At 64.3% G+C, this 18,583-nt stretch carries 16 protein-coding genes and 1 pseudogene; 6 read left to right on the forward strand and 11 right to left on the reverse strand.

Annotated features, from left to right (window positions below; translation table 11 throughout):
- Window positions 1–56 precede the first annotated feature (56 nt).
- Both ABH935_RS28410 and ABH935_RS28415 read left to right on the forward strand, forming a co-directional pair.
- Window positions 57–3,179: a tetratricopeptide repeat protein gene (locus ABH935_RS28410; protein WP_370380993.1), complete on the forward strand. Its 3,123-nt coding sequence runs from the start codon at window positions 57–59 to the stop codon at window positions 3,177–3,179.
- A gap of 212 nt (window positions 3,180–3,391) precedes the next feature.
- Complete coding sequence (locus ABH935_RS28415) at window positions 3,392–3,595, forward strand: DUF397 domain-containing protein (RefSeq protein ID WP_370380994.1); 204 nt, start codon at window positions 3,392–3,394, stop codon at window positions 3,593–3,595.
- A gap of 111 nt (window positions 3,596–3,706) precedes the next feature.
- Here the strand turns inward: ABH935_RS28415 and ABH935_RS28420 are convergent.
- A pseudogene (locus ABH935_RS28420) lies at window positions 3,707–3,860 on the reverse strand (LUD domain-containing protein); the annotation flags it as partial.
- A 761-nt stretch (window positions 3,861–4,621) separates the two neighbouring features.
- Between ABH935_RS28420 and ABH935_RS28425 the strand changes: the two are divergent.
- Both ABH935_RS28425 and ABH935_RS28430 read left to right on the forward strand, forming a co-directional pair.
- Window positions 4,622–5,215, forward strand: a complete 594-nt coding sequence (locus ABH935_RS28425; RefSeq protein WP_370380995.1) for a restriction endonuclease — start codon at window positions 4,622–4,624, stop codon at window positions 5,213–5,215.
- 163 nt (window positions 5,216–5,378) lie between these two features.
- Window positions 5,379–5,666 carry a hypothetical protein gene (locus ABH935_RS28430; RefSeq protein WP_370381116.1) on the forward strand — a complete coding sequence of 96 codons (288 nt, stop codon included), beginning with the start codon at window positions 5,379–5,381 and terminating at the stop codon, window positions 5,664–5,666.
- 81 nt (window positions 5,667–5,747) lie between these two features.
- Here the strand turns inward: ABH935_RS28430 and ABH935_RS28435 are convergent, their stop codons facing one another.
- The 9 genes from ABH935_RS28435 to ABH935_RS28475 form a co-directional block, all read right to left on the reverse strand.
- On the reverse strand, window positions 5,748–5,918 hold the full coding sequence (locus ABH935_RS28435) for a hypothetical protein (protein ID WP_370380996.1): 171 nt from the start codon (window positions 5,916–5,918) through the stop codon (window positions 5,748–5,750).
- Window positions 5,919–6,426: 508 nt separating this feature from the next.
- Window positions 6,427–7,581 (reverse strand): Wadjet anti-phage system protein JetD domain-containing protein, encoded by a 1,155-nt coding sequence (locus ABH935_RS28440; RefSeq protein WP_370380997.1) that lies wholly within the window; start codon window positions 7,579–7,581, stop codon window positions 6,427–6,429.
- The gene (locus ABH935_RS28445; protein WP_370380998.1) at window positions 7,578–10,988 is read right to left on the reverse strand and encodes an ATP-binding protein; all 3,411 of its coding nucleotides are present in this window, start codon (window positions 10,986–10,988) and stop codon (window positions 7,578–7,580) included. The genes ABH935_RS28440 and ABH935_RS28445 overlap by 4 nt, the downstream gene beginning before the upstream one ends.
- A complete protein-coding gene (locus tag ABH935_RS28450) occupies window positions 10,985–11,785 on the reverse strand; it encodes a DUF4194 domain-containing protein (RefSeq protein WP_370380999.1) in 801 nt (266 codons plus the stop codon). The genes ABH935_RS28445 and ABH935_RS28450 overlap by 4 nt, the downstream gene beginning before the upstream one ends.
- A complete protein-coding gene (locus ABH935_RS28455; RefSeq protein ID WP_370381000.1) occupies window positions 11,778–13,289 on the reverse strand; it encodes a DUF3375 domain-containing protein in 1,512 nt (503 codons plus the stop codon). The genes ABH935_RS28450 and ABH935_RS28455 overlap by 8 nt, the downstream gene beginning before the upstream one ends.
- Before the next feature lie 215 nt (window positions 13,290–13,504).
- Window positions 13,505–14,431, reverse strand: a complete 927-nt coding sequence (locus ABH935_RS28460; RefSeq protein ID WP_370381001.1) for a hypothetical protein — start codon at window positions 14,429–14,431, stop codon at window positions 13,505–13,507.
- Between the two features lie 368 nt (window positions 14,432–14,799).
- On the reverse strand, window positions 14,800–15,441 hold the full coding sequence (locus tag ABH935_RS28465) for a hypothetical protein (RefSeq protein ID WP_370381002.1): 642 nt from the start codon (window positions 15,439–15,441) through the stop codon (window positions 14,800–14,802).
- Window positions 15,438–15,926 carry a sigma-70 family RNA polymerase sigma factor gene (locus tag ABH935_RS28470; RefSeq protein WP_370381003.1) on the reverse strand — a complete coding sequence of 163 codons (489 nt, stop codon included), beginning with the start codon at window positions 15,924–15,926 and terminating at the stop codon, window positions 15,438–15,440. Before ABH935_RS28470 ends, ABH935_RS28465 begins: the two co-directional genes overlap by 4 nt.
- Window positions 15,927–16,317: 391 nt before the next feature.
- Window positions 16,318–16,680 carry a hypothetical protein gene (locus ABH935_RS28475; protein WP_370381004.1) on the reverse strand — a complete coding sequence of 121 codons (363 nt, stop codon included), beginning with the start codon at window positions 16,678–16,680 and terminating at the stop codon, window positions 16,318–16,320.
- Between the two features lie 568 nt (window positions 16,681–17,248).
- Between ABH935_RS28475 and ABH935_RS28480 the strand changes: the two genes are divergently transcribed.
- On the forward strand, window positions 17,249–17,659 hold the full coding sequence (locus ABH935_RS28480) for a hypothetical protein (RefSeq protein WP_370381005.1): 411 nt from the start codon (window positions 17,249–17,251) through the stop codon (window positions 17,657–17,659).
- Window positions 17,656–18,069: a hypothetical protein gene (locus ABH935_RS28485; protein ID WP_370381006.1), complete on the forward strand. Its 414-nt coding sequence runs from the start codon at window positions 17,656–17,658 to the stop codon at window positions 18,067–18,069. Before ABH935_RS28480 ends, ABH935_RS28485 begins: the two co-directional genes overlap by 4 nt.
- Here ABH935_RS28485 and ABH935_RS28490 read toward each other — a convergent pair.
- Entirely contained in the window at window positions 18,027–18,413 is a 387-nt protein-coding gene (locus tag ABH935_RS28490) for a hypothetical protein (protein WP_370381007.1), read from the reverse strand. The two genes, ABH935_RS28485 and ABH935_RS28490, sit on opposite strands and share 43 nt — an antisense overlap.
- Between the last annotated feature and the right edge of the window lie 170 nt (window positions 18,414–18,583).

An 18,583-nucleotide genomic window follows, 5' to 3' on the forward strand; every position in this document is an offset into this window, starting at 1 on the left:
CGGGTGTAGACATGGAGGGCGGAGAGTGCACTCGCAGCCGATGAGGGGGAACCCACGTGCGGCTCACATTGCTCGGCGCAATCCAGGTGTGGCACGACGAGAGACCCTGGCCGACCGGAAGCCTCAAAGAGAAGATTCTGCTCGCAATCCTCGCCATGGAAGCCGGCAACGCCGTCTCGGCACAGAGCCTGGCCGAACGGCTGTGGGACCGCGAGCTCCCGAGGACGGCGCGCCAGGGCCTGCACGTATATGTCAGCCGTCTGAGGCAGCACCTCCGAGATGCCTGCGGAGACGAACTCATCGTCAGTACCCCGGCCGGCGGATATCGGCTTGACCTGCCGTCCGAAGACATCGACGCCAAGCACTTCCTCCACCTCTTCCACCGCGGCTCCAGTGTCCGCTCCACCGAACCGCTTTTGGCCCGGTCACTGCTTCGGCGCGCCGAGGAACTGTGGCGCGGGGAGCCACTGGTGGGAATCGAAGGCCAGTGGGCCGAGAAGACGCGTCGGGTACTGCTCGCACACCGACGCAACGCCACCTTGACCCGCATCGAGCTCGAATTGCAGTCGGAGGACCCCAGCGATGACCTCATCGGTGAGCTCACCGAGCTCACCAGCGAAGCCCGCACCGACCAAAAGGCCGTTTCCCTGCTGATGTCCGCACTGGACACGGTGGGCAGAACCGAAGAGGCATTGACCGCGTTTCACACCACCCGAATACGCCTGCAAGAGCTGGGCATAGAGCCTCGTCCAGAACTGCGCGCCACGCACCAGCAGATTCTGCGCGGTACCTCGCGCCAGCAGCCATCGGGCGCTGCACAGAAGCCATGGATCCCCAACACGCTTGATCCCGATCCCTCGCATCTGGCCGGCCGCGACGCGGAATTGGCGGAACTCCAGGCGCGTATCACCCAGGATTTGCGCGGCAGAACGGGCCTCGCCCTATATGCTGTTGATGGCATGCCGGGCATCGGTAAAACCGCTTTTGCCGTTCGTGCAGCACATATGCTGCGCTCCCACTGCCCCGACGGGGTGCTGCAAGTCAACCTACGAACCCATCACCCCTCCCAGCCTCCTGTCGCCGCTCGCGACGCACTGGTCCAGATCCTCGACGACCTCGCGACCCCCGTCCGGCAGCTGGAACGCGCTGACAGCACCGGTGCACTGGCTGCACTCTTGCGGAGGCGCACGAACGGCCGACGGCTCCTCCTGCTCTTGGACGATGTCGCCGACAGCGATCAGATCGAGACGCTGCTGCCGGCCACACCCGGCACCGTTGTCCTGCTCACCTCACGACGACGCCTTTCCGGCCTGCCCGGACTGCGACAGCACACACTGCGACCGCTGTCCGACGACGCGGCCGGCGAGTTGCTGTCCGTCATCGTCGGACGGGACCTGACGGACCTGGCCGAGAATCAGCAGCAGTTCGCCGGCCGATGCGGTGGACTGCCCTTGGCCATGGCAGTGGCCGCCGCGTATCTGCGCACCCGCCCGACCTGGACCCTGGCGGACCTGAACGAGCACCTGGTCGCCGCGCTCGCCCGATCCGCCTCCGACCAGATCAACTCCCGTATATATGCCGCGTTCGCCCTCTCGTTCCATGCTCTGGCCGACCACCTGCGCACCACACTGTGCCTGCTGGCAGCCAATCCCGGCCCCGACGCCACAACAGACGCGGTCGCCGCATTGATCGGCGCAGACTCGGCGACCGCCGACGTCGCGCTGGAAGCCCTGCTGCAACAGCACTTGATCGAGGAGACCCGCCCCCATCGCTTTCGGATGCATGACCTGATGCGGGAGTACGCCCTCACCGAACTCGGCCGGCGGCACAGCCCGCAGGAAACCGAAAGCGCCCTGGCCCGCCTGTTCCAGTTCTACTTGGCCACCGCGCTGCGCGCCGACCACGCTGTGCACCCCCAACGGCGCCGCAGCACCGAAGCGCCGAACCTCCCCTGGTCGATACCGACGTTCGACACCCCGGGCCAGGCCCGCAGCTGGCTGGGCTCGGAATGGCCGAACCTCGACGCGATCAACGTCATGGCCCACGACCGCGGCTGGCACCCGCAAGCCCCCTTGCTCCCCCTGGTCCTGGCTGAATACCTCGACCGCCGCGGAGACTCGGCCAAGGCCATCGACGTTCTCCAGCAGGCCATGGAAGCCGACGCCGACCAGCCCGCTCACGCCGACGATGCCACCGCCGCGCGGCTGCTCACCGACCTCGCAGCCTCACGCATCCGCGCTGGAGAACTCGACGTGGCGCTTTCCACCGCGCACCGCGCCCTCGACGTCTGGATCGAGTGCGACGACCGATACGGTCAAGCCGACGCGTGGGTGCAGATCGGCCGAGCACATTGGCACGCGCGTCAGCCCTCACAAGCCATTCCCGCCTACGAACATGCCGCAGCCCTCTACGACGAGCTCGGCGAAATCGGCAGGCGGGCGGTTGCCGAGGAACACCTCAGCATCCAGATGTTCGAGCTGGGCCGCCACGACGAGGCTTTCACCCTGTGCCGGCAGGCACTGGACGCTGCCCGCGAAGCCGGGGATCCGGCGCTGCAATGCGACATTCTCACCAACCTCGGCGAGATGTACCGGGAAGCCGGACGGATCGACGAGGCACTGCGACTCTTCCAGCAGGCCAAGCCCATCGTCGACAGTCTCGGCGACCCGCAGAACATCGCCGTGCTCGCCAGCAACACCGGCGCCGTCCAGAGCGAACGCGGCGAACACCAGGCAGCCCAATCCTCATTCCACATCGCTCTGAACCTGTTCCAAGCCCTCGGCGACCGCCGAAACGAAATCGACACCCGCATCAACCTCGCCGACTCCCACACCCACCACGGCGACCACGACGCCGCGTTCCGACACCTGCAACACGCCTCGCACCTGGCCGCGTCAAGCCACGACCCGCTCCGCCAAGCCCGCATCCAGTTGGCCACAGGGCACGCTCACCGAAGCCGGCAGCGACTCGCCGAGGCCCTGGAGTCCTACCGCGCGGCCCTCGCCGAAGCCGACACCGCCGAGGCCCCTCTGGACCAAGCCCATGCTCTCCGCGCCATTGCAGACGTACTCCACCTGCGCAAGGATCCAGAAGCAGCTGCCTTCGCCCAACGGTCCAACGCCATTTACCAGCGGCTTCATCACCCCGCAGCCGTACCCGACCCCACAACGCCTCCCTGAGCGCGACACTCGCCCCAGGAAGCCTCCGCCGTACAAGCTCTGCGCCAAGGATGTTGCAAGCCCGCTGCAACCGCCCGCGGAATACCCCGGACATGAGGCGCACGGGGATACCGCAGCGAAGCGAGAAGGACCGCAGGACGCGAACCCCTGCCTCACGCAGGCGCCGCGACACGCCTGTCGCGGCGCGCGGCAACCAACAGGGGGACAGGCACATGACGCGACTCGATCAACAGTGGTTCAAGAGCAGTTTCAGCGGAGGTAACGACGACAACTGCGTCGAGGTCCGGTTCTTCGACGGCCTCGCGCACGTCCGCACCAGCACCACGGCGAACAGCCCGGTGCTCGTGTTCAACCGAGGCGAATGGGAAGCATTCGAACTCGGTGTCTTCAACGGCGAATTCTCGATGCCCGCGTAAACACACCCGCCCGTTGACCATGTTTCCCACGAGCCGCCGCAACCGCGTGAAACAGCGGTGCGGCGGCCTTGACGCAGTGCGGCCCGCAGGTCCCGAACACCGTGAGGAAAATCAGGGGCTTGTGACGATCACGTCGAACCGACGCGGCCCGTGTACGCCCTCGACCGATCGAGTTCGATGTCGCTCGCGGCTGACGGACCGGAGATCCAGGTGAACGGCCGCGTCGGGTCAGGCGGCCAAGTGCCTCCGGAACCGAGGCGACGACCGCACCTTACGAGCTCGGCACGGACACCCTGGAGTGGTTCGCATGGAATCCGATCCTCGATATCGACTAATCCACGCGCCGCGCCGGTAGGTGGACGCGCCAAAGTGCCAGGATCGTGGTGACCGATCGGTAATGATGGGGAATAGCCGACCTGGCCCTGTTCGACAACACCAAGGACGGACCGGATCCTATCATCGGCATGTCACCGTATTGATCCAAACTGCGAGCGGTTGACCACAATGCTAGACCTGCTGGAAGCAGCATCGAGCTGGCGTCGAACCTGGCCACGGCTTTCGTAGCGGACCTGACAACGTAGACAGCCAATCAACGGCAATCCATCGACCACCGCACAGCCTGGGACATGGCACGGGAGATGGGGGGCGTCGCGGATCTTCCGGGTAGTAGAGCGCGACGCGCGCTCACAATTCGAGGAACGGTGCCGCCAGGAGCCCGAAACTGTCCGTAGGACCGTAGGCTCTATCAGAGTACTGACAGAACTCGGATCTTTTGCCAGGATTCAGTCGTGAAGCAACGCTGCGTATCGCACTGACGCCAGCACGCTTCGACTCACCGCATTCTCAACATCCCTGGGGGGGACAATGTCCGCGCCTGCGACGCGCCGCACCAGCGCATCCAAATCACCGTCTCGTGGAACACCACGCCCAAGACGGCCTGCGCCATCGCCGCGTCCCGCATCTGCGGCGCCGGTCTCCCGCAGCGGCAATCGCGCGGCCCTCATCGCCATCGGGGCTGGCGCCGCGGTGACCCTGGTAGAAGCCGGTACCGGCTCGCTGGGACCTGGCTGGCCGTTGATTGGGCTTGCGATGGTCCTGGCTGCACTTGGCAAAGTTCTGACGCCGATGTTTCAGGCTGGGCGGGCCGAGCAGGCCGCCGAGGCTGGCCGTTTGGCCGATCTGGAGCGCGCCGCACGTCATCAGAGTCTGGAGGGCATCGATGCGATGTCCGGCAGTGAGTTCGAGCATTTCGTCGCCGGGCTATGCCATCGCGACGGGTTCACCGTCTTCCAGCACCGTGGAGGCACGGGCGATCTTGGCGCGGACGTCGTCGCTCTAGCTCCGGACGGGCGTCGCATCGTGATTCAGTGCAAGCGGTACAAGCCTGGGAACCCGGTACCCGGGCCGGATCTCCAGCGATTCCTGGGAACCGCGCGGGCCGTCCACAAAGCGGACGTCCCAGTATTCGTCACAACCGCGTGGCGCTACACCAAGCAGAGCCGGGAGCTGGCGGACAGCCAGCAGGTCGTTCTCATCGATCGCGACCTGCTCAGTCATTGGAACAACGGGATCAGCCTGGACAAATACCTACCCGCGGCTCCTCCGGATCCACGTCGATGATCGTGCGCAGCATGGTAAGCGAGTCGCTGGATCCGCATGTTGCCGTGAGTGTCGGTGGCGGCGCGTACGGTGGTCGGCTGTGAGCGTTGCGTCTTCGAATATTGACTTATCTCCGGTCGCCGCGTGACCGGAAGACTTCGACGAAGTGGTCGTGCGGCTGCTGGTGTCGGGTCGGAGCGATCTGGCTGAACGGTGCGCCGAAGGTGACCCAATTCGCCTGCCCTACCCAGGGTCGTTGCAGCGCGCCCTGGACCGTCTGGTTGCCCGCTGTCTGGTGGAGAACCAGGACCCGCCACAGAGCATGGTCGACTTGATCCGCTGGTGCACCCGTCCGGTCGACCAGTGGCCTGTGCGACTGGACGTCGACGGCCTGGACCCGGCAAATCAGTGCAAAACGAAGACCCGTCTTGCCCCGATCCGATACGCGGCCCCGTCGTCCAGCAGATCTTAGCCTGGCGCGCTCTCGACCGTCGCACCCACGAGGAGATCGCTGCGCGGCTGAACGCCGATCCAGCGCGATACCCGCCACCGATCAGCCCGCGCACATGAACTGTGCAGCCTTCGGCCACCCTGTACGGCTCTTGCGGTCCGCACGGTAGCGGTGACCGCTGAGTTCCCCGGCGTAGATCACGGCGTCACCGTCCTCGCCTCGGGCTTGATACACGACGACGCTGCGGGTGAACTCGCGTTGATCGGTGACCATCACGTCTCCGATGCGCTCGAACCAGCCATCGGAGGCCTCTCCGTGATGGGCGCCGTGGCAGGAGCAATCACAGTTGGCTCCTGTCGCCTCCAGACACGCCCTGGTGCACGTGGACAGTTTCGACATGTCACGGCACACAGCCACGTACCCGAATCGATCGACCGCTGCCGTAACCAGGTTGGTCAGACAGTTCCGGGGCAGCAACTACCACTCGCCAGCGAGGCGCGGGGATCGGATACGCACCGTCCTGTGCAACCACCGGCGGTTGCCCTCCATCGCCGGGATCGTGGCTGTCACCTGCCCGTCCCTCGGCAGCCAGATCTTTGCTATCGGGGGCGCTCCCGGCGCCTGAACTATTTTGCCGTCAACGACCTGGACTTGCGGAACACGGTCCTGCAAATAAGAACCCTACATCACTCTACAGTGACACTGAGGAACACCTGGGGCAACGGTGTCTTGATCGGACTTTCCGTTCCGACTGGCAGGCTGCCCTATAGCTGATCAGGAGCTAGTCGATGATCGACAGGACTGTTGCACGGGCGACGCCAAGGGGTACACGTTCCTGTTCGATGCGCCGGTGACCGGGGAGCGAGGGATCCAGCAGCCGCTCGTAGACGGCTCGTTCGGCATCCGTCAAGAATGCGAGGGGTTTCGGCATCCCCAGTTTCAACGGTTTTCCAGTGCGGTCGCTGTTGGTGCCATACGGCTCGTAGATGTTGTAGGTGGCCTGGTCCATGAGGATGCTGGCGACTGGGACTCCGTCGTCGCGCCACCCGTTGAGGATTTCGAAGCCGTAGGCGTCGATATCGCCCCAATACAGCAGGTGCCGTGCTCCAGTGAGCCAGCTGAAGGCGGCTGCGGCCTTGCCTCCGAACCCGTCGCCTTCCACGGCGATGCCGCCGCGCAGCGGCGGAAAGTGGATCGCGGTGTCCTTGTTCTCCGAGATGATCACGACATCCGGCTGGTACGGCGACAGGAATGAGTCGCCGACAGTCGCGCTGTCATGGAAACGCCGACCCGAATCCCGATACTCGGGGTCGAGGTAGGTAAAGTGGATACGTGAGGGGTGGGCCGGCAGCAACCCGAGGGTTTGCAGCCCAGTCACGTTCAGGATCTGACCCCGGTGTGCGTCGATCCACTTGGCGTGGACGCCGGGGATGGGGACCTGCCGCGGTGTGTAGCCGAACGCGTCATTGTTCGTGAACCAGGTGGCGACGTCCAGCAGCAGTGCGAAATCGACGTCGGTGTAGCCGTCGGCCGCACGGATGATGCGTTGTGGTTCGGCCGCTGCGGGGAATCGGTCGGCCAGTTGGGCAGCCCGCAGCCGACCACGCTCAAGCCGCTCGGTCCAGTCGCCGCCGGCAATCGTTGCGGCGTCGGCGATTGTGCAGATCTCAAGGTGCGTCGGCACGTCCTGGAGAGTGGTGAAGACCCGCCTGGACTCGGTATGCAGTCGCGCCGGATTCTGCAGTGTCCAGTCTCGCCAGGTGCGGATCAAGGGGTGAATCGTCGAGGCCCATCCCGTCTCCAGGCCGGCCTTGTCGCTCGGCGGACTCAGCGCGAACTTGTGGGGCCATGTCTGTGCGGCCCCGACGGCGTCGGAATCCCACGTGTTCTCGAGCCGCTTCTTCACGGCCGCGACAATGTCCGCCGGAGTCTTCACACTGGTTCCTCACCGCTGGCGGCTGCTTGAATCGGAATATCGGAACTGGGCTCGATCCGAGTGACCGAGGAGTGGCCCTTGGGGCTTTTGACCATGAGCAGGACACGGTCGGCGTGGGGTTCCAACGAGGTGAATTTGTCGAACGGAGCTCCGATGATCAGCTGGAAGCCCAGCCCCTTCCAGGCCTCGACGGAGCGGCCGGTGAATTCGCTGTCGGCTTTGACGAAGCCTTCGTCCAGGAATACCGGGGCGTAGCGGGGGCGGACGTTCTCGTCGTCACCGAGCTGGAAGCGCAGCGCGGCGCCGACGATGAACGCGACTAGTTCCTGGGCCTCGCCGCCGGACTTGCCGCCGATCCGGTCGAAGGTGGCGCGTTCGCGGCCGTCGGCGTCGTAGGCGACCGCGGTGACGTTGATGTGCTTGCGGACGTCCAGGAAGTAGTCGCGGGTGTTCTTGCCGCGGCCGTCGGGACGGATCTGTTTCATGAATTCCTGGAGCCGGCTGAAAGCGGCCTGGATGTGGCTGTCAGTCATGCCATCGACGTTCAGGCGTGCCAGGGCATTGAGCTCGCGCTTGAACTTGGTGATGTCGTCGCGGTTCAACAACCGCAGTTCAATCTTCAGCCTGTCGCGGCGGGCCCCGAACGGCAGCCTGGCGAGGATATCGTTGATCGGGGTAAGCCGTTCGGTGATGTCTTCGATGGCTTGGCCGAACGCGCCAGCCAACGGCACGAGGTCCTGACCGGACCAGTCGGTCAGACGCCTGGTCCATTCCTGACGGCGTTGGTGCAGTCCGGTGGTCAGGATCCCGTCGAGGATCTTTCGGTACGAGGGGTAGTCGTCGATGGAAGCTGACAGATTGGGGTCTGGCCAGCTCTGCAAGTAGTTACGGAACACAGATTCCAAGACTCCAGCAGCCTGCTGTGCCTTGCCACGGGAATCATCGGCGGATCCGGCTAAGCGCCGCTGCAGGCGTTTGACGCCGTCGGCAAAGCCTTTCAGATCGTCGTCGGTGGCTACTTCGGCGAATTCGCTGTCGAGGTGGGCGATCTGTTCATCGGTCAGGGTGACCGCCTGCGCAGCGTTGATCCGGTCGATGGCGCCACTGACGGTGTCCTTGCGCTCGACCAGCCTGCTCCAGGCGTCATCGAGCTCGGACATACGCTTTTCGGCACCGTAGTAGTCGCGATCCGCGCCGGTAAGTTGCTTCGCGACCGCTTCGAGGTCGGCCCGCAGGGTACGCAGCGTGTCATCAGAGTCGAGGATCTCCTGTTGGAGCCGCTGCTTGTCTTGGATTTCAGATTCGATGCCGTCGGGGTTGATGTCCCGGAAGCTGGCAGTGGCTGCGACATGGGTATGGGCTACCCGGTCATCGGCCAGATCCTTGATCTTCAGGTCGGCGGCAGCCAGCTTCCTGTCGTGCTGCTCGAGGGTGCCCTCGATCGCCGCGAGTTCTTCACCAATCTCCACGAGGCGTTCAGTGTTGGTGAAGCCGATGACGTTGGGGGCGCCACGATCACCATGCGAGCCGGAGGAGCCTTGCCGCATCTGGCCGTTGACCGTGACGCGAAGGCCTGGCCCGCGCAGCTGTTGTGGGCTTTCTACGCACAGCGCGTCGGTGTTGTCAGCGCTGATGCGGTTCTGCACCCAGGTTGTGAACGGCGTTTCTTTGTAGGCGAGCTTTCCAGAGATGCGGTCAGACTCCAGGTGCCGCACGCGAGCAGCCACATTCAAGTCGACGCCTTCAAAACTGATCCGGCCGCGTAGTCGCAACGGATCGATGACCTTCGAGACGTCATCGAGCAGGGCGATGTCGACGAGCATCACGCGAGCCACGCCGAACAGCGTGGCCTCGATGGCCTTACGCCATTGCCGCTGCTCAGGCAGAACGTCGATGAGCTCGCCGACGAACGGCAGCATGTCGGGATCGATGCGAGCCGCCTCGGCGATCTGCACGCGGACCGCGTGCAGCTTGGGATCCATGCGTCCAGCGCGTCCTGACAGCGACTCCTGTTCCTCGATCAGTTCACGCTTGCGCGCCAGCGGTTCGCGGGACTCGTCGCGGATCGCATCGCGCGCGTCGCGAGCAGCTTTCGAAACGTCGTCGTAGACGGCCAGAAAGCCGACCGCGGCCTCTCGGGCTGCCGAAAAGCCGGCCTCGTCGACCAACGTCAGGCCCAGACGCACGGTGTTGTCGTCGAAGGTATCGCGGCGTACCACTGCTTCACGGTGCGTCTGCTGCAGCTGCTCGATGGTTCGTTCCAGCTCGGTGATCGTGGCGTTGGCGTCGTTGCCACCGAGATCGGCTTCCAGACCTGCCTTGCGCTTGGTGAGCCCGATACGGAGTGCCTCCGCGTCGTTCTTCGCGGTCTTGGCTTTGCCATGCTCGGAGCGGTTCGCGGTCTCGGCCGCTTCCAGCAGGTTCTCCTCGCGCGCCAGCTTCCACAGCCCGAACGCCGAGTCACCGGATGTGATGTGGATCCCGAGGCCGTCAATGAGGCGTGTCTTGGCCAGTTCGCTCTCCCGAGTGTCGAACAAGCTCGGGATCTGTTCCAGGGTCCTGGCCTTGGCTTCCTCGGTAGCCATCGCGGTGTGGGCGTCCTCCAGGTCGCCGAAATGCTCCAGCGCATCATCCGCAGCCACGTACGTTCCTGGCAACTCCAGCACCATGGCGGTGTACAAGTCGTTGACGGAGCTGACCTGGTGGCCTGCCTGAATACGAGCCAAGAGGCGCAGTGCTTTGGTGCCATCACCGTTGGCCCCGATCCCCAGGCGAGTAAAGAACGCCTGCGCGAACGCGTTGTAGCTGTCATGCATAGTCAGGTTCGGGAAGGCGGCCGTAACCGAGCGCCGGTCGAACCTCTCCCCCGCGAAACGGTCCAGATCCCGCAGGTCGATCACGCCGTCGACCGTGCACATCTTGCGCAGGAGGTCGCTGTCGCGCGCTGCCGATCGCGGCACGTAGTACAGCCGCGCGACGGTATAGCGCCGATCGCGGTCGTCGACGAAGGTGAGGGCGAGCGCACCCCAGGTGGGCTCGCCCTGCCCACGCAACACCTGGTCTGCCAACTCCCCGGTGGCCGAATCACGTCCGATGTCCTTCTTTCCGCGCAGGTAGGACAGCAGACTGCGTTGGTCAGCGCTGCGGGCACGGCCGACCGTGGCGTCGTTGGAGGCACCGTTGAACGGGACTGAGGAGTCCATCATCACGGCGATATAGGCGTCCAGCAGCGTGGACTTGCCGGTGCCGGATGCCCCGGACAGCAGTGTCGTGGTGGGTGCGAAGCCCACTTCGGCGTGCCCGGTGAAACCTCCCCAGTTGACCAGCTGAAGGCTCTCCACCTTCCACTGAGTAACGCCGGCATCGGCTCCAGGAATGTAGAACATCGAGTCCTGGTACACGGTCACGCCGATGCCTCCATGTCCATCACGTCGTCGGACTCCTCCACCTCGTCGGCGACATCCGCATCGACGTTGTCGGCGAGGTCTTCCGTATCGGCCTGCTGGCCGCTGTTCCTGGCGATCAGCCACTCGTGCAGCTCAGCCAGCCGAGCAAGCGGCAGCAGGACTGCGATGACCGACGAGATCCGCAGTCTGTCGGCGTCATTCGTCCGAGTCAGCACCTTGGCGGCGATCATGCTGTCGATGGCCTTTTCTGCACGGCTGTTGTCCCGCGACCGGTCGGTGGCGTGCGGCGGCCGGTACATCTTGATGTACTCGAGCACCTCGGAACGTTCGACAGTGACGTCGTCGTGTCCGGCTTGCTGCTCGGTGCGATAGCGATGCCGCAGGAACACCAGGCAGATGGTCTCTTCGCGGGTGTAGGAGGTGTCCTGCAACAGGGTGGGGAAGTCGGCACCGGCGTCGGAGACGACTTTCCGCTTGTACGCGACCTCATGTTGCAGGTCCAGGTGAAGGTCCAGGAACATGTCGTTGAGCCGAGACTTGATCAGCTGGCTGTGCTCGCGGATGACACGCCACTCGGTCGGGTTGCCCGCCGCGGATACGAATTTGTTCCGAAGCAGGCTCACCAGTGCTCGCCTCTGGTCCAGGCCCAGAGTGCCGTCGTCTCCGCTGAACAAGGCAAGCGTGGACTGGTCAGTCTCGCCTGCGAAGTCGTCGGACGCGGGTTGAGCATGGGGGTCGTCTTCACCCAAGGTGCTCTGGTAGCTGTCGTCGGCTTGCGAGGGGGCAGTGTCAAACATCGATGGTTCCTTCGTCTGCCGCGGCGGCGAGTCTTTCAGCGTGGTGAGAGGACAACAGGGCGGTAGGAACGCCGAAGCCGCGATGCTGCCCGTCGGGCCGGATTGCCTGATAGTCCTCGGTGCCGCCGGCCGCGATAGAGGGGTCATCAAGGCTCGCGATGGTGTGTAGCAACCCGAGGATCTCAACGGGCCGGCGCAGTTCGATCGGGAGGCCGTTGAACACCTCACCGGCTGTCGCAACGCCTGCGTCGTTCAAGGCACCGATAAGGGCATCGCGCATCTGCTCCAGCGAGGGGCCACCAGCCGCGCGTAGCTCCTCTATGCTCGGGGGCTCTGGGATGTCGTCATCGGCCTGTGCCAGCGGAGGAGGCACCGCGGCCGAGGCCGGATCCCACATACGATCCCGCAGGTGACCGATCTTCACGATCGGCGGCAGCAAGGGGACATCAACCGCAGACCTGGGGCCGGCGGTCTCCATCCACGTCGTCAATTCCCGCTGGATGCCGCGCAGGACTCGCTCCAGTTCACGTTCGGCCAGCGGGTCGTTGGTGACGATGTGTTCCTTGAGGGTCTTGGACAATCGGTGCCGCTGGTCCAGGACGTCCCTGGTGCCCTGGCGAATCACCGCGACGGTGCCACGCATCTCACCAATGTCCCGGGCCTCCAGCGCCACAGCGGCCGGATGGTCGAGCAGCAGCTGAATGTTCTCCCGCAGCTCGCTCATCAAATCGGCGTCCCGAAGCAGCTCGAACGCTCCGTCGAAGGCCCGCCCGTGCGGGGTGGTCCGCAACAGCCGGTCCTGGCCCTCCAGATACTCGTCCAGGACATCGCCGACCATGCGTTCCTCGTCACGCAGGTCCTTCAGGATCTGGCGGTGCATGTCGAGCATCGCCTCCTCGACCCGCTTGAAGTCCGAGGGCAGTTGACCGATCAGGTCCATGAGGTTGGCGTAGCCGTCGAGCATCCGGTCGTCAGAGGCGGCGGCGACGGTGCCTCCCGCGGTGATTCGCCTGCGTTCGGCCTCCAACTCGCTGATCTGGGCACTCAAGCGATCGATTCGGTCCTGGGGGTCAGCCGACGCTTCCGTCGCCCAGCGCCGGACTGTTTCCAGGATCATGTTCAGGCGTGACTCGGACACCAGAGCCCGGTCCCGGGACAAGCTCTGGACCAGATCGAGGGCCTCCAACGACGCCGAGGTCAGCGAGTACACCAAACTGCCATCCGGGGCGTTGTCCCGGAACAACCACTGCTTCTTCACCCAGTCCTTGCACAGTCCCCGGCCGCTCTCCGACGCTGGCACGTCGATACCCTCGGCGAGCATCTCGTCGAGAAAGGTGTCGATCTGCGCATGCAGCGCATCCACCTGGATCGAGCGCTGGTCCCGAGAGAAGGCGCTGCGCAGCACGGCGACCCGGAACGCACCCCATTTGCCGTCGAGAAGCCGCAGAGTCGGACGAGCCAGGGCATCACTAGCACGCGCCAGTTCACCGACAACCCCGCTCATCCGACCTCCTGCCGTCGCCAACGCATGCTTTCCAGCCCAAAGCGTAAGGCCCGTCGCCAACTACCCGACCATCGCGACGGTTTTGTGTCGTTCTATACGTATAGCGGGCCAGCCTGCTCGGGGCTTTCAGTACAGTACGAACGCACGCAGATACACGCCGTTATTCTCCTGGCGCGATACATCTTCCCGCAGCGCGAACTTCACCGACCGGCGGCTCAGTCCGTCCCGCCATCAACTCGCAGCATGTCGTGGATGCCGTAGGCATCCGGACCCATAGCCATGGCGACTCCAGCGGCGAGGCCAGCACGTAGCTTCGCGCTTCCGCCGAAGTAGGCCAGGTCAGCTCCACGCGTGGTGACCACGAGCGCCACTCCGGCGCGGCCTCCATCCGCGGCGATCGCCTCGGCCAACCGCGTGGCCTCTGGATTGCCGGCAAACACCTGCTGACCATCGTCAACAGTGAGCAGGATCCCGGGCTTGGCACTGAATGGCTCGGCGTAGCCGCCTTCAACCAAGCGGGCGGCAACCGCGTTGCCGGCGGCGCGTAGCATCTCGACGGTCTCCTGCGATCCAGTCGCTATCCAGTCAGCGATATCGCTCATCCACGTCAGGTCGCTACGGCAAGCCGGATCAGCAGCCCACAGCACAAAGCGCTTCGAGGTAAGCGCCCCCAGGTTCAAGATTCTCAAAGTGTTGGTCTTCCCCCAGCCCTCCGGGCCGACGATCAGCCCGTGCCGAACACCGACGCCCGGTTCGAGAAGCCGCCACGTCGAGGACTCGCCGCCGGCGTTGACCCCGATGTCGATCTCGCCGGTCGTGGGGTTGTACCGCGGATCTGGATACGGAGCCACATCAGGCGGCTGCAGACCGCGCCAAGCAACTACCGCTGCGGCGACAATTCCACTCTGCCTGGCCGACCGCAGTTCGGCAGCCTTGGCAGCGGCATCCCAGCGACCGCTGACCGGCTGTCGAACCCCGATTCGCGGTCCGTACACGACCAGCACGTGCCCGAGATCCTCGGCTGCTTGGAGCCACTTAGCGCCAAGAGCACCATGGCCAACGGCCCACAGGCCACCGGAATCCCATAGCTCCATCCCGTCGCCGGTCTGGCGGACCGACCAGCCCTCCAGAGCATTGAACACACCATCTGTCGCCAGCGACTGAATCCCTGCTGGATGATCGTTTCAACCTGGCTCTCACTGACATCGCCGTTGCCATGACGCATCTGGACAGTCTCGACAGGTTCGAACATGGCCACTGGCAGCGCGTTAGCCGGCTCGAATTCTTCGACAGACAGTCGAGGGAGCCCTCCGCCAATCTCCGGATCGTTGATGAACCGGGCTGCGATTTCGGTCGTAGTGTCCTGGAGCGCGTCAAGAACTTGTGACAGGTCGGTCGTTGCGCCAGCCGGGATCCCGTTCCTGCTCCGGCGCTTGCGTCGACTACTCATTCTGGTCCCCCCTGTGGTGCGATGCGGATGAGGTGCGATGTGGTGCCTGTCAGGGCTGATTCATCCGGGCGTTCCGACAAGGTCAGCCACCCGGGGTGCGTCGTCGAACAAAGCGGCAACGCGGGCTCGCAGCTCGGGCAGACGGGCCACGGCATCGGCCAGGACCGCCGCACGTTCCTGGCATGCTTGCCGGATGGCACGCGATCCGGCGATCTCCCGTTCACCGCGCAACAGCAATGTCGCCTCGCGTAGGTTGTGGTCCACCAGGTCGAAGACGCTTAATGCCTGCGGGCGGGTCAGGGCACGCTGGGCCAGGCCACGAATCAGTCCGGTTAGGTGTCCACCTGCCACCATCACGAAGCCGGTGCTGCGCGCAGTGTGGGCACGCGCAGCGTCCTCAGTGTCGACGAACCGGTCGAGGATCATATCCAGCGCGGTAAGCACCTCACAGACCACTGATACAGCATCGCTGTAAACATCCACGGTGATTTTGTCGCGGTCCTGGGGCCATTCGCTTCCAGTGGCTATGCCTGCAGGTATGGCCGGTGGCTGATGTGTGACGGTGTCGAGCACGGCCTGAAAGGCGGTGTCCAGATCAAGTCGCCGCGTGATCTCAGCAAGCTGTTTCTGCTGGACGCTGGCCAGCAAGGCATCGAGTTCGCCGTCGCTCATCTCTCCGCGCCGACGCATGCGGAAGCTCATGAACCGCCCCCGTTCTCAATGAGTTGCTGCTTGAGTTTTTTGCGGGCTTTGAACAGGTTCTGCCGCACCGTCCCGGTATCCACGCCCAAGACGTCAGCAATCTCGGCGGGGCTGAAACCGTCGAAGGTCCAGGCCATGACCAGCCGCTGCATCGTAGGAAGGGCAGCGATCAGCGCGACCACCGCCGATTCCTGCTCGGAGAACTCCGCCGCGCACAACTGAGGTAGCTGCTCTTCCTGATCGAACCACTCCGGAATGGGGACAGGTCGAGTAGCGGAGTACTCCCCGACGGTCGTTCGCAGGTATGCGTTGCGCGCGGCGACACGCACGTAGGCCTTCGGCGCCTTGATCTGGTCCCACCGTGGCCACATAGCGGCGAACGCGGTCTGCGCCGCGTCCGACGCCTCTTCGAAACAGGCGCCAGTAAGCATCAAATAGTGAATCACACGAGGCATCTCGGCTCGAAAGAACACTTCGAACTTCATACGAGTCAGTGTTTCCGCGAACACCTCCACAGGAAACAACGCCGGCTGCTCGTACCCGGGCAAACTGTCACCCGTGGCGAAGCGTTGCTTCTGAGCACGTACCACCAAACCACCTCCGCACACGGAACACCGGATCGGCACTGTCCGGAGAGCCTCGTCCGAGAGCTACAGCTTCGACGGCCCGCCGGCAGGACTCGCTACTACGTAGAGACGAGAGCAGCCCCGCGCGTTACCTTCCGCGCAGCAAGTAGCCGAATACGCGCGACAGAGCAGATCGATCGGCAGCTCACGGCCACCTCGTCCACCACCAACACGGGCGTGACTGGGTGCCGGTGGCGAGGTACCAGCGGTACCGCATGGTCATCGTCAACGCGTCGAAGGACCAGTGGCTTTATCGAATCCAGGGCGGATCATGTGGCCCGACTGGTCGCCAGCCTGCGTTGGGGCAGGGAATGATCTGGGCGGCTTTGAAGACGACCCCGGAATGGCCATCCAGGCTCCAAGGTGTTGCGTCAAGATCGATTATGCGCAGGTGCATACCTTTGGTGATGCCATGCGGCTCAGTGGCGGTGGAGACGTTGACCACCGTGGCGATTCTGGAGCCAAGTCGCTGAATGGTGACGGCGACGGTCCACAGCGGGTTGCCTTGACGGTCGGTGACGATCTCGCCCGTGACGTGGTGGCGCTTCGGCTCTGGGTCGGCGACGCAGATCGGCGCTTCCAAACGGTCTACCGCGACAGGGAAGGACGTCACGATGCAGTCCTCTCAGGGATGGACCCAGCTCACTCTGATCGACCGAGCACACCTCACGTCACATGAAACAGCGCGGCCTGTCACAGTCAGCGTGGATGCCTAGGACCGGCCGGACGCCGCTTCCGGCATCTGTTCACTCGGACGAGCGGCCACCCGGGCGCATCGGCATGGCGCGGCATCACAGCCGAATGCGAGTCGCTCACTGGACCAGCCGTCCGTTGCGGAACCCGAGGTTACGCCGATCATTGTCCGCCGCTGGGTGACTCGAAAGTAGTAACCACAGATCAAAAGGTTGCCTATGTGTCGCTGCGGGCGGATGCTCAGCGGGCGCGCGTACCCCTTCCGCAACCTGGTGTCATTGGCGCTTCACCGCTTCAGAGCCGGGTCGTTCACCACGGAGGTCGACATGGCCAGCACCGTCTCAACCCAACACAGGAAAACACCTGCGACATCAAATCTTCGAGCATCACGCACACAATCCCGAACCAAAGGCGAACACGGCAGGCCAGCAAACGGGGCGGCCCGGCCGGCGAAAGCTAGTCGATCAGTACCCCACACAGACGACGCCGTGAGCCAACTCGATGAAATGTTGACCCCGCTGGCAGATCCGGAAACCAAGGCAGGGATCCTCAGCCGTGCTGGTCAACGCCTCGAAGCGCTGGAGGCAGCGCTGTCACGCGCAGATCCATACGCGCTTGCCTGCGTCCTTCTAGCAATCGACGCGCGCTTCTGCAGCACCGTGCCCGTGTGCGACTCATGGCTGGAGGCGGCACAGCAGGCGGGTCTGCACGTCTACCCGCGCACCGAGGCGATCGACGACTGGCCTGAAGGCGTTTACACATACATAGGACACTTCGACAGGATGTGGCTGGCCATCATCAACAGCACACTCGACCAAGAGTTCGCAGCCCGCGTCGCGACCACGACGATCACCGATGCCATCGCCAAGTACTCCAGCCACGGCCAGGTGTCCCAGTGACCGCCGACAGCACAACCGCCCTCGGGCCGGCTACAGCCCACACCTCGTGGTGCGACCCAACGCAACACGTTGGCAGCAGCACCACTGAGCAGAATTCCAACTCGCAGGAACAGGCATGCGTGTCGGAGGTTTTCCTGCCGCTCGATCAGAACACGACAGGACACGCGGGAACGGTTGCCCGACTCAGCCTCATACAGATCCGTCCCGACGACCCCGACGAGGAATCGCAGACCACACTCAGCATCTCCATCAACGGCTGGGACGCGTTCCCTCTCGAAGAGAGCCAGATCGAACCGCTGGCCCGTGGGCTACTCGAACGCCTGGCCACATGGCGCGGAGGGCACGAGCCTGCCGCGCGGTGGCATTCTCAGGAGTCCGGCGACGACGCGAGCAGCCCGATCGATTCGTAGGCAACGATCAGTTGGTCGTGGTCATCACAGTCGGAACACTCTTTGTGCTCGCGCCTGCTGCCGAACGGATCCTCGTTGCGCGCGTGACGAGAAGTCTCGACGATATGACCGCAGAACAGGCGCAGGCGCCAGCGCATGCGCATGCGCATGCGCTCATGATCCGGGGTCGGTGGTCCGAGTATCTTCATCAGTTCCTGCAAGCTCTCCTCCGAAACGGGTGCGGCGTTCTCGAGCTGGATCCTGATCCACTCCATCTTCCGTTCCAGATCGGCCTCACCGCGATGATCGGCCTTGGTCAGCCGATAGGACTCCAGAGGCAGGCCATGAGAGGAATAGTCGACCATGCCATGACAACGCTGCGGCCGACCCGTTCGTAGCGGCCCGCGGCCCGTGGGCCGTCTCGGCCCAATGGCTGCGGCGCCGCGGTAGCTCTGCAGAATAGGCATCGACTGCGCACAGAACGTGACGTAGGACAGGATTGGCAGTGCCGGTGTTACGAATTGGGAGGTTCAAT

It is taken from the genome of Catenulispora sp. GAS73 (genome assembly GCF_041262085.1).
Lineage (GTDB): Bacteria > Actinomycetota > Actinomycetes > Streptomycetales > Catenulisporaceae > Catenulispora.

Bases quoted from the DNA above. Each gene is read 5' to 3' on its own strand.
- ABH935_RS28415 (WP_370380994.1), top strand. From the start codon at position 3,392: ATGACGCGACTCGATCAACAGTGGTTCAAGAGCAGTTTCAGCGGAGGT.
- ABH935_RS28435 (WP_370380996.1), bottom strand. From the start codon at position 5,918: ATGGTCACCGATCAACGCGAGTTCACCCGCAGCGTCGTCGTGTATCAA.
- ABH935_RS28450 (WP_370380999.1), bottom strand. From the start codon at position 11,785: ATGTTTGACACTGCCCCCTCGCAAGCCGACGACAGCTACCAGAGCACC.
- ABH935_RS28455 (WP_370381000.1), bottom strand. From the start codon at position 13,289: ATGAGCGGGGTTGTCGGTGAACTGGCGCGTGCTAGTGATGCCCTGGCT.
- ABH935_RS28465 (WP_370381002.1), bottom strand. From the start codon at position 15,441: ATGAGCTTCCGCATGCGTCGGCGCGGAGAGATGAGCGACGGCGAACTC.
- ABH935_RS28470 (WP_370381003.1), bottom strand. From the start codon at position 15,926: ATGAAGTTCGAAGTGTTCTTTCGAGCCGAGATGCCTCGTGTGATTCAC.
- ABH935_RS28490 (WP_370381007.1), bottom strand. From the start codon at position 18,413: ATGGTCGACTATTCCTCTCATGGCCTGCCTCTGGAGTCCTATCGGCTG.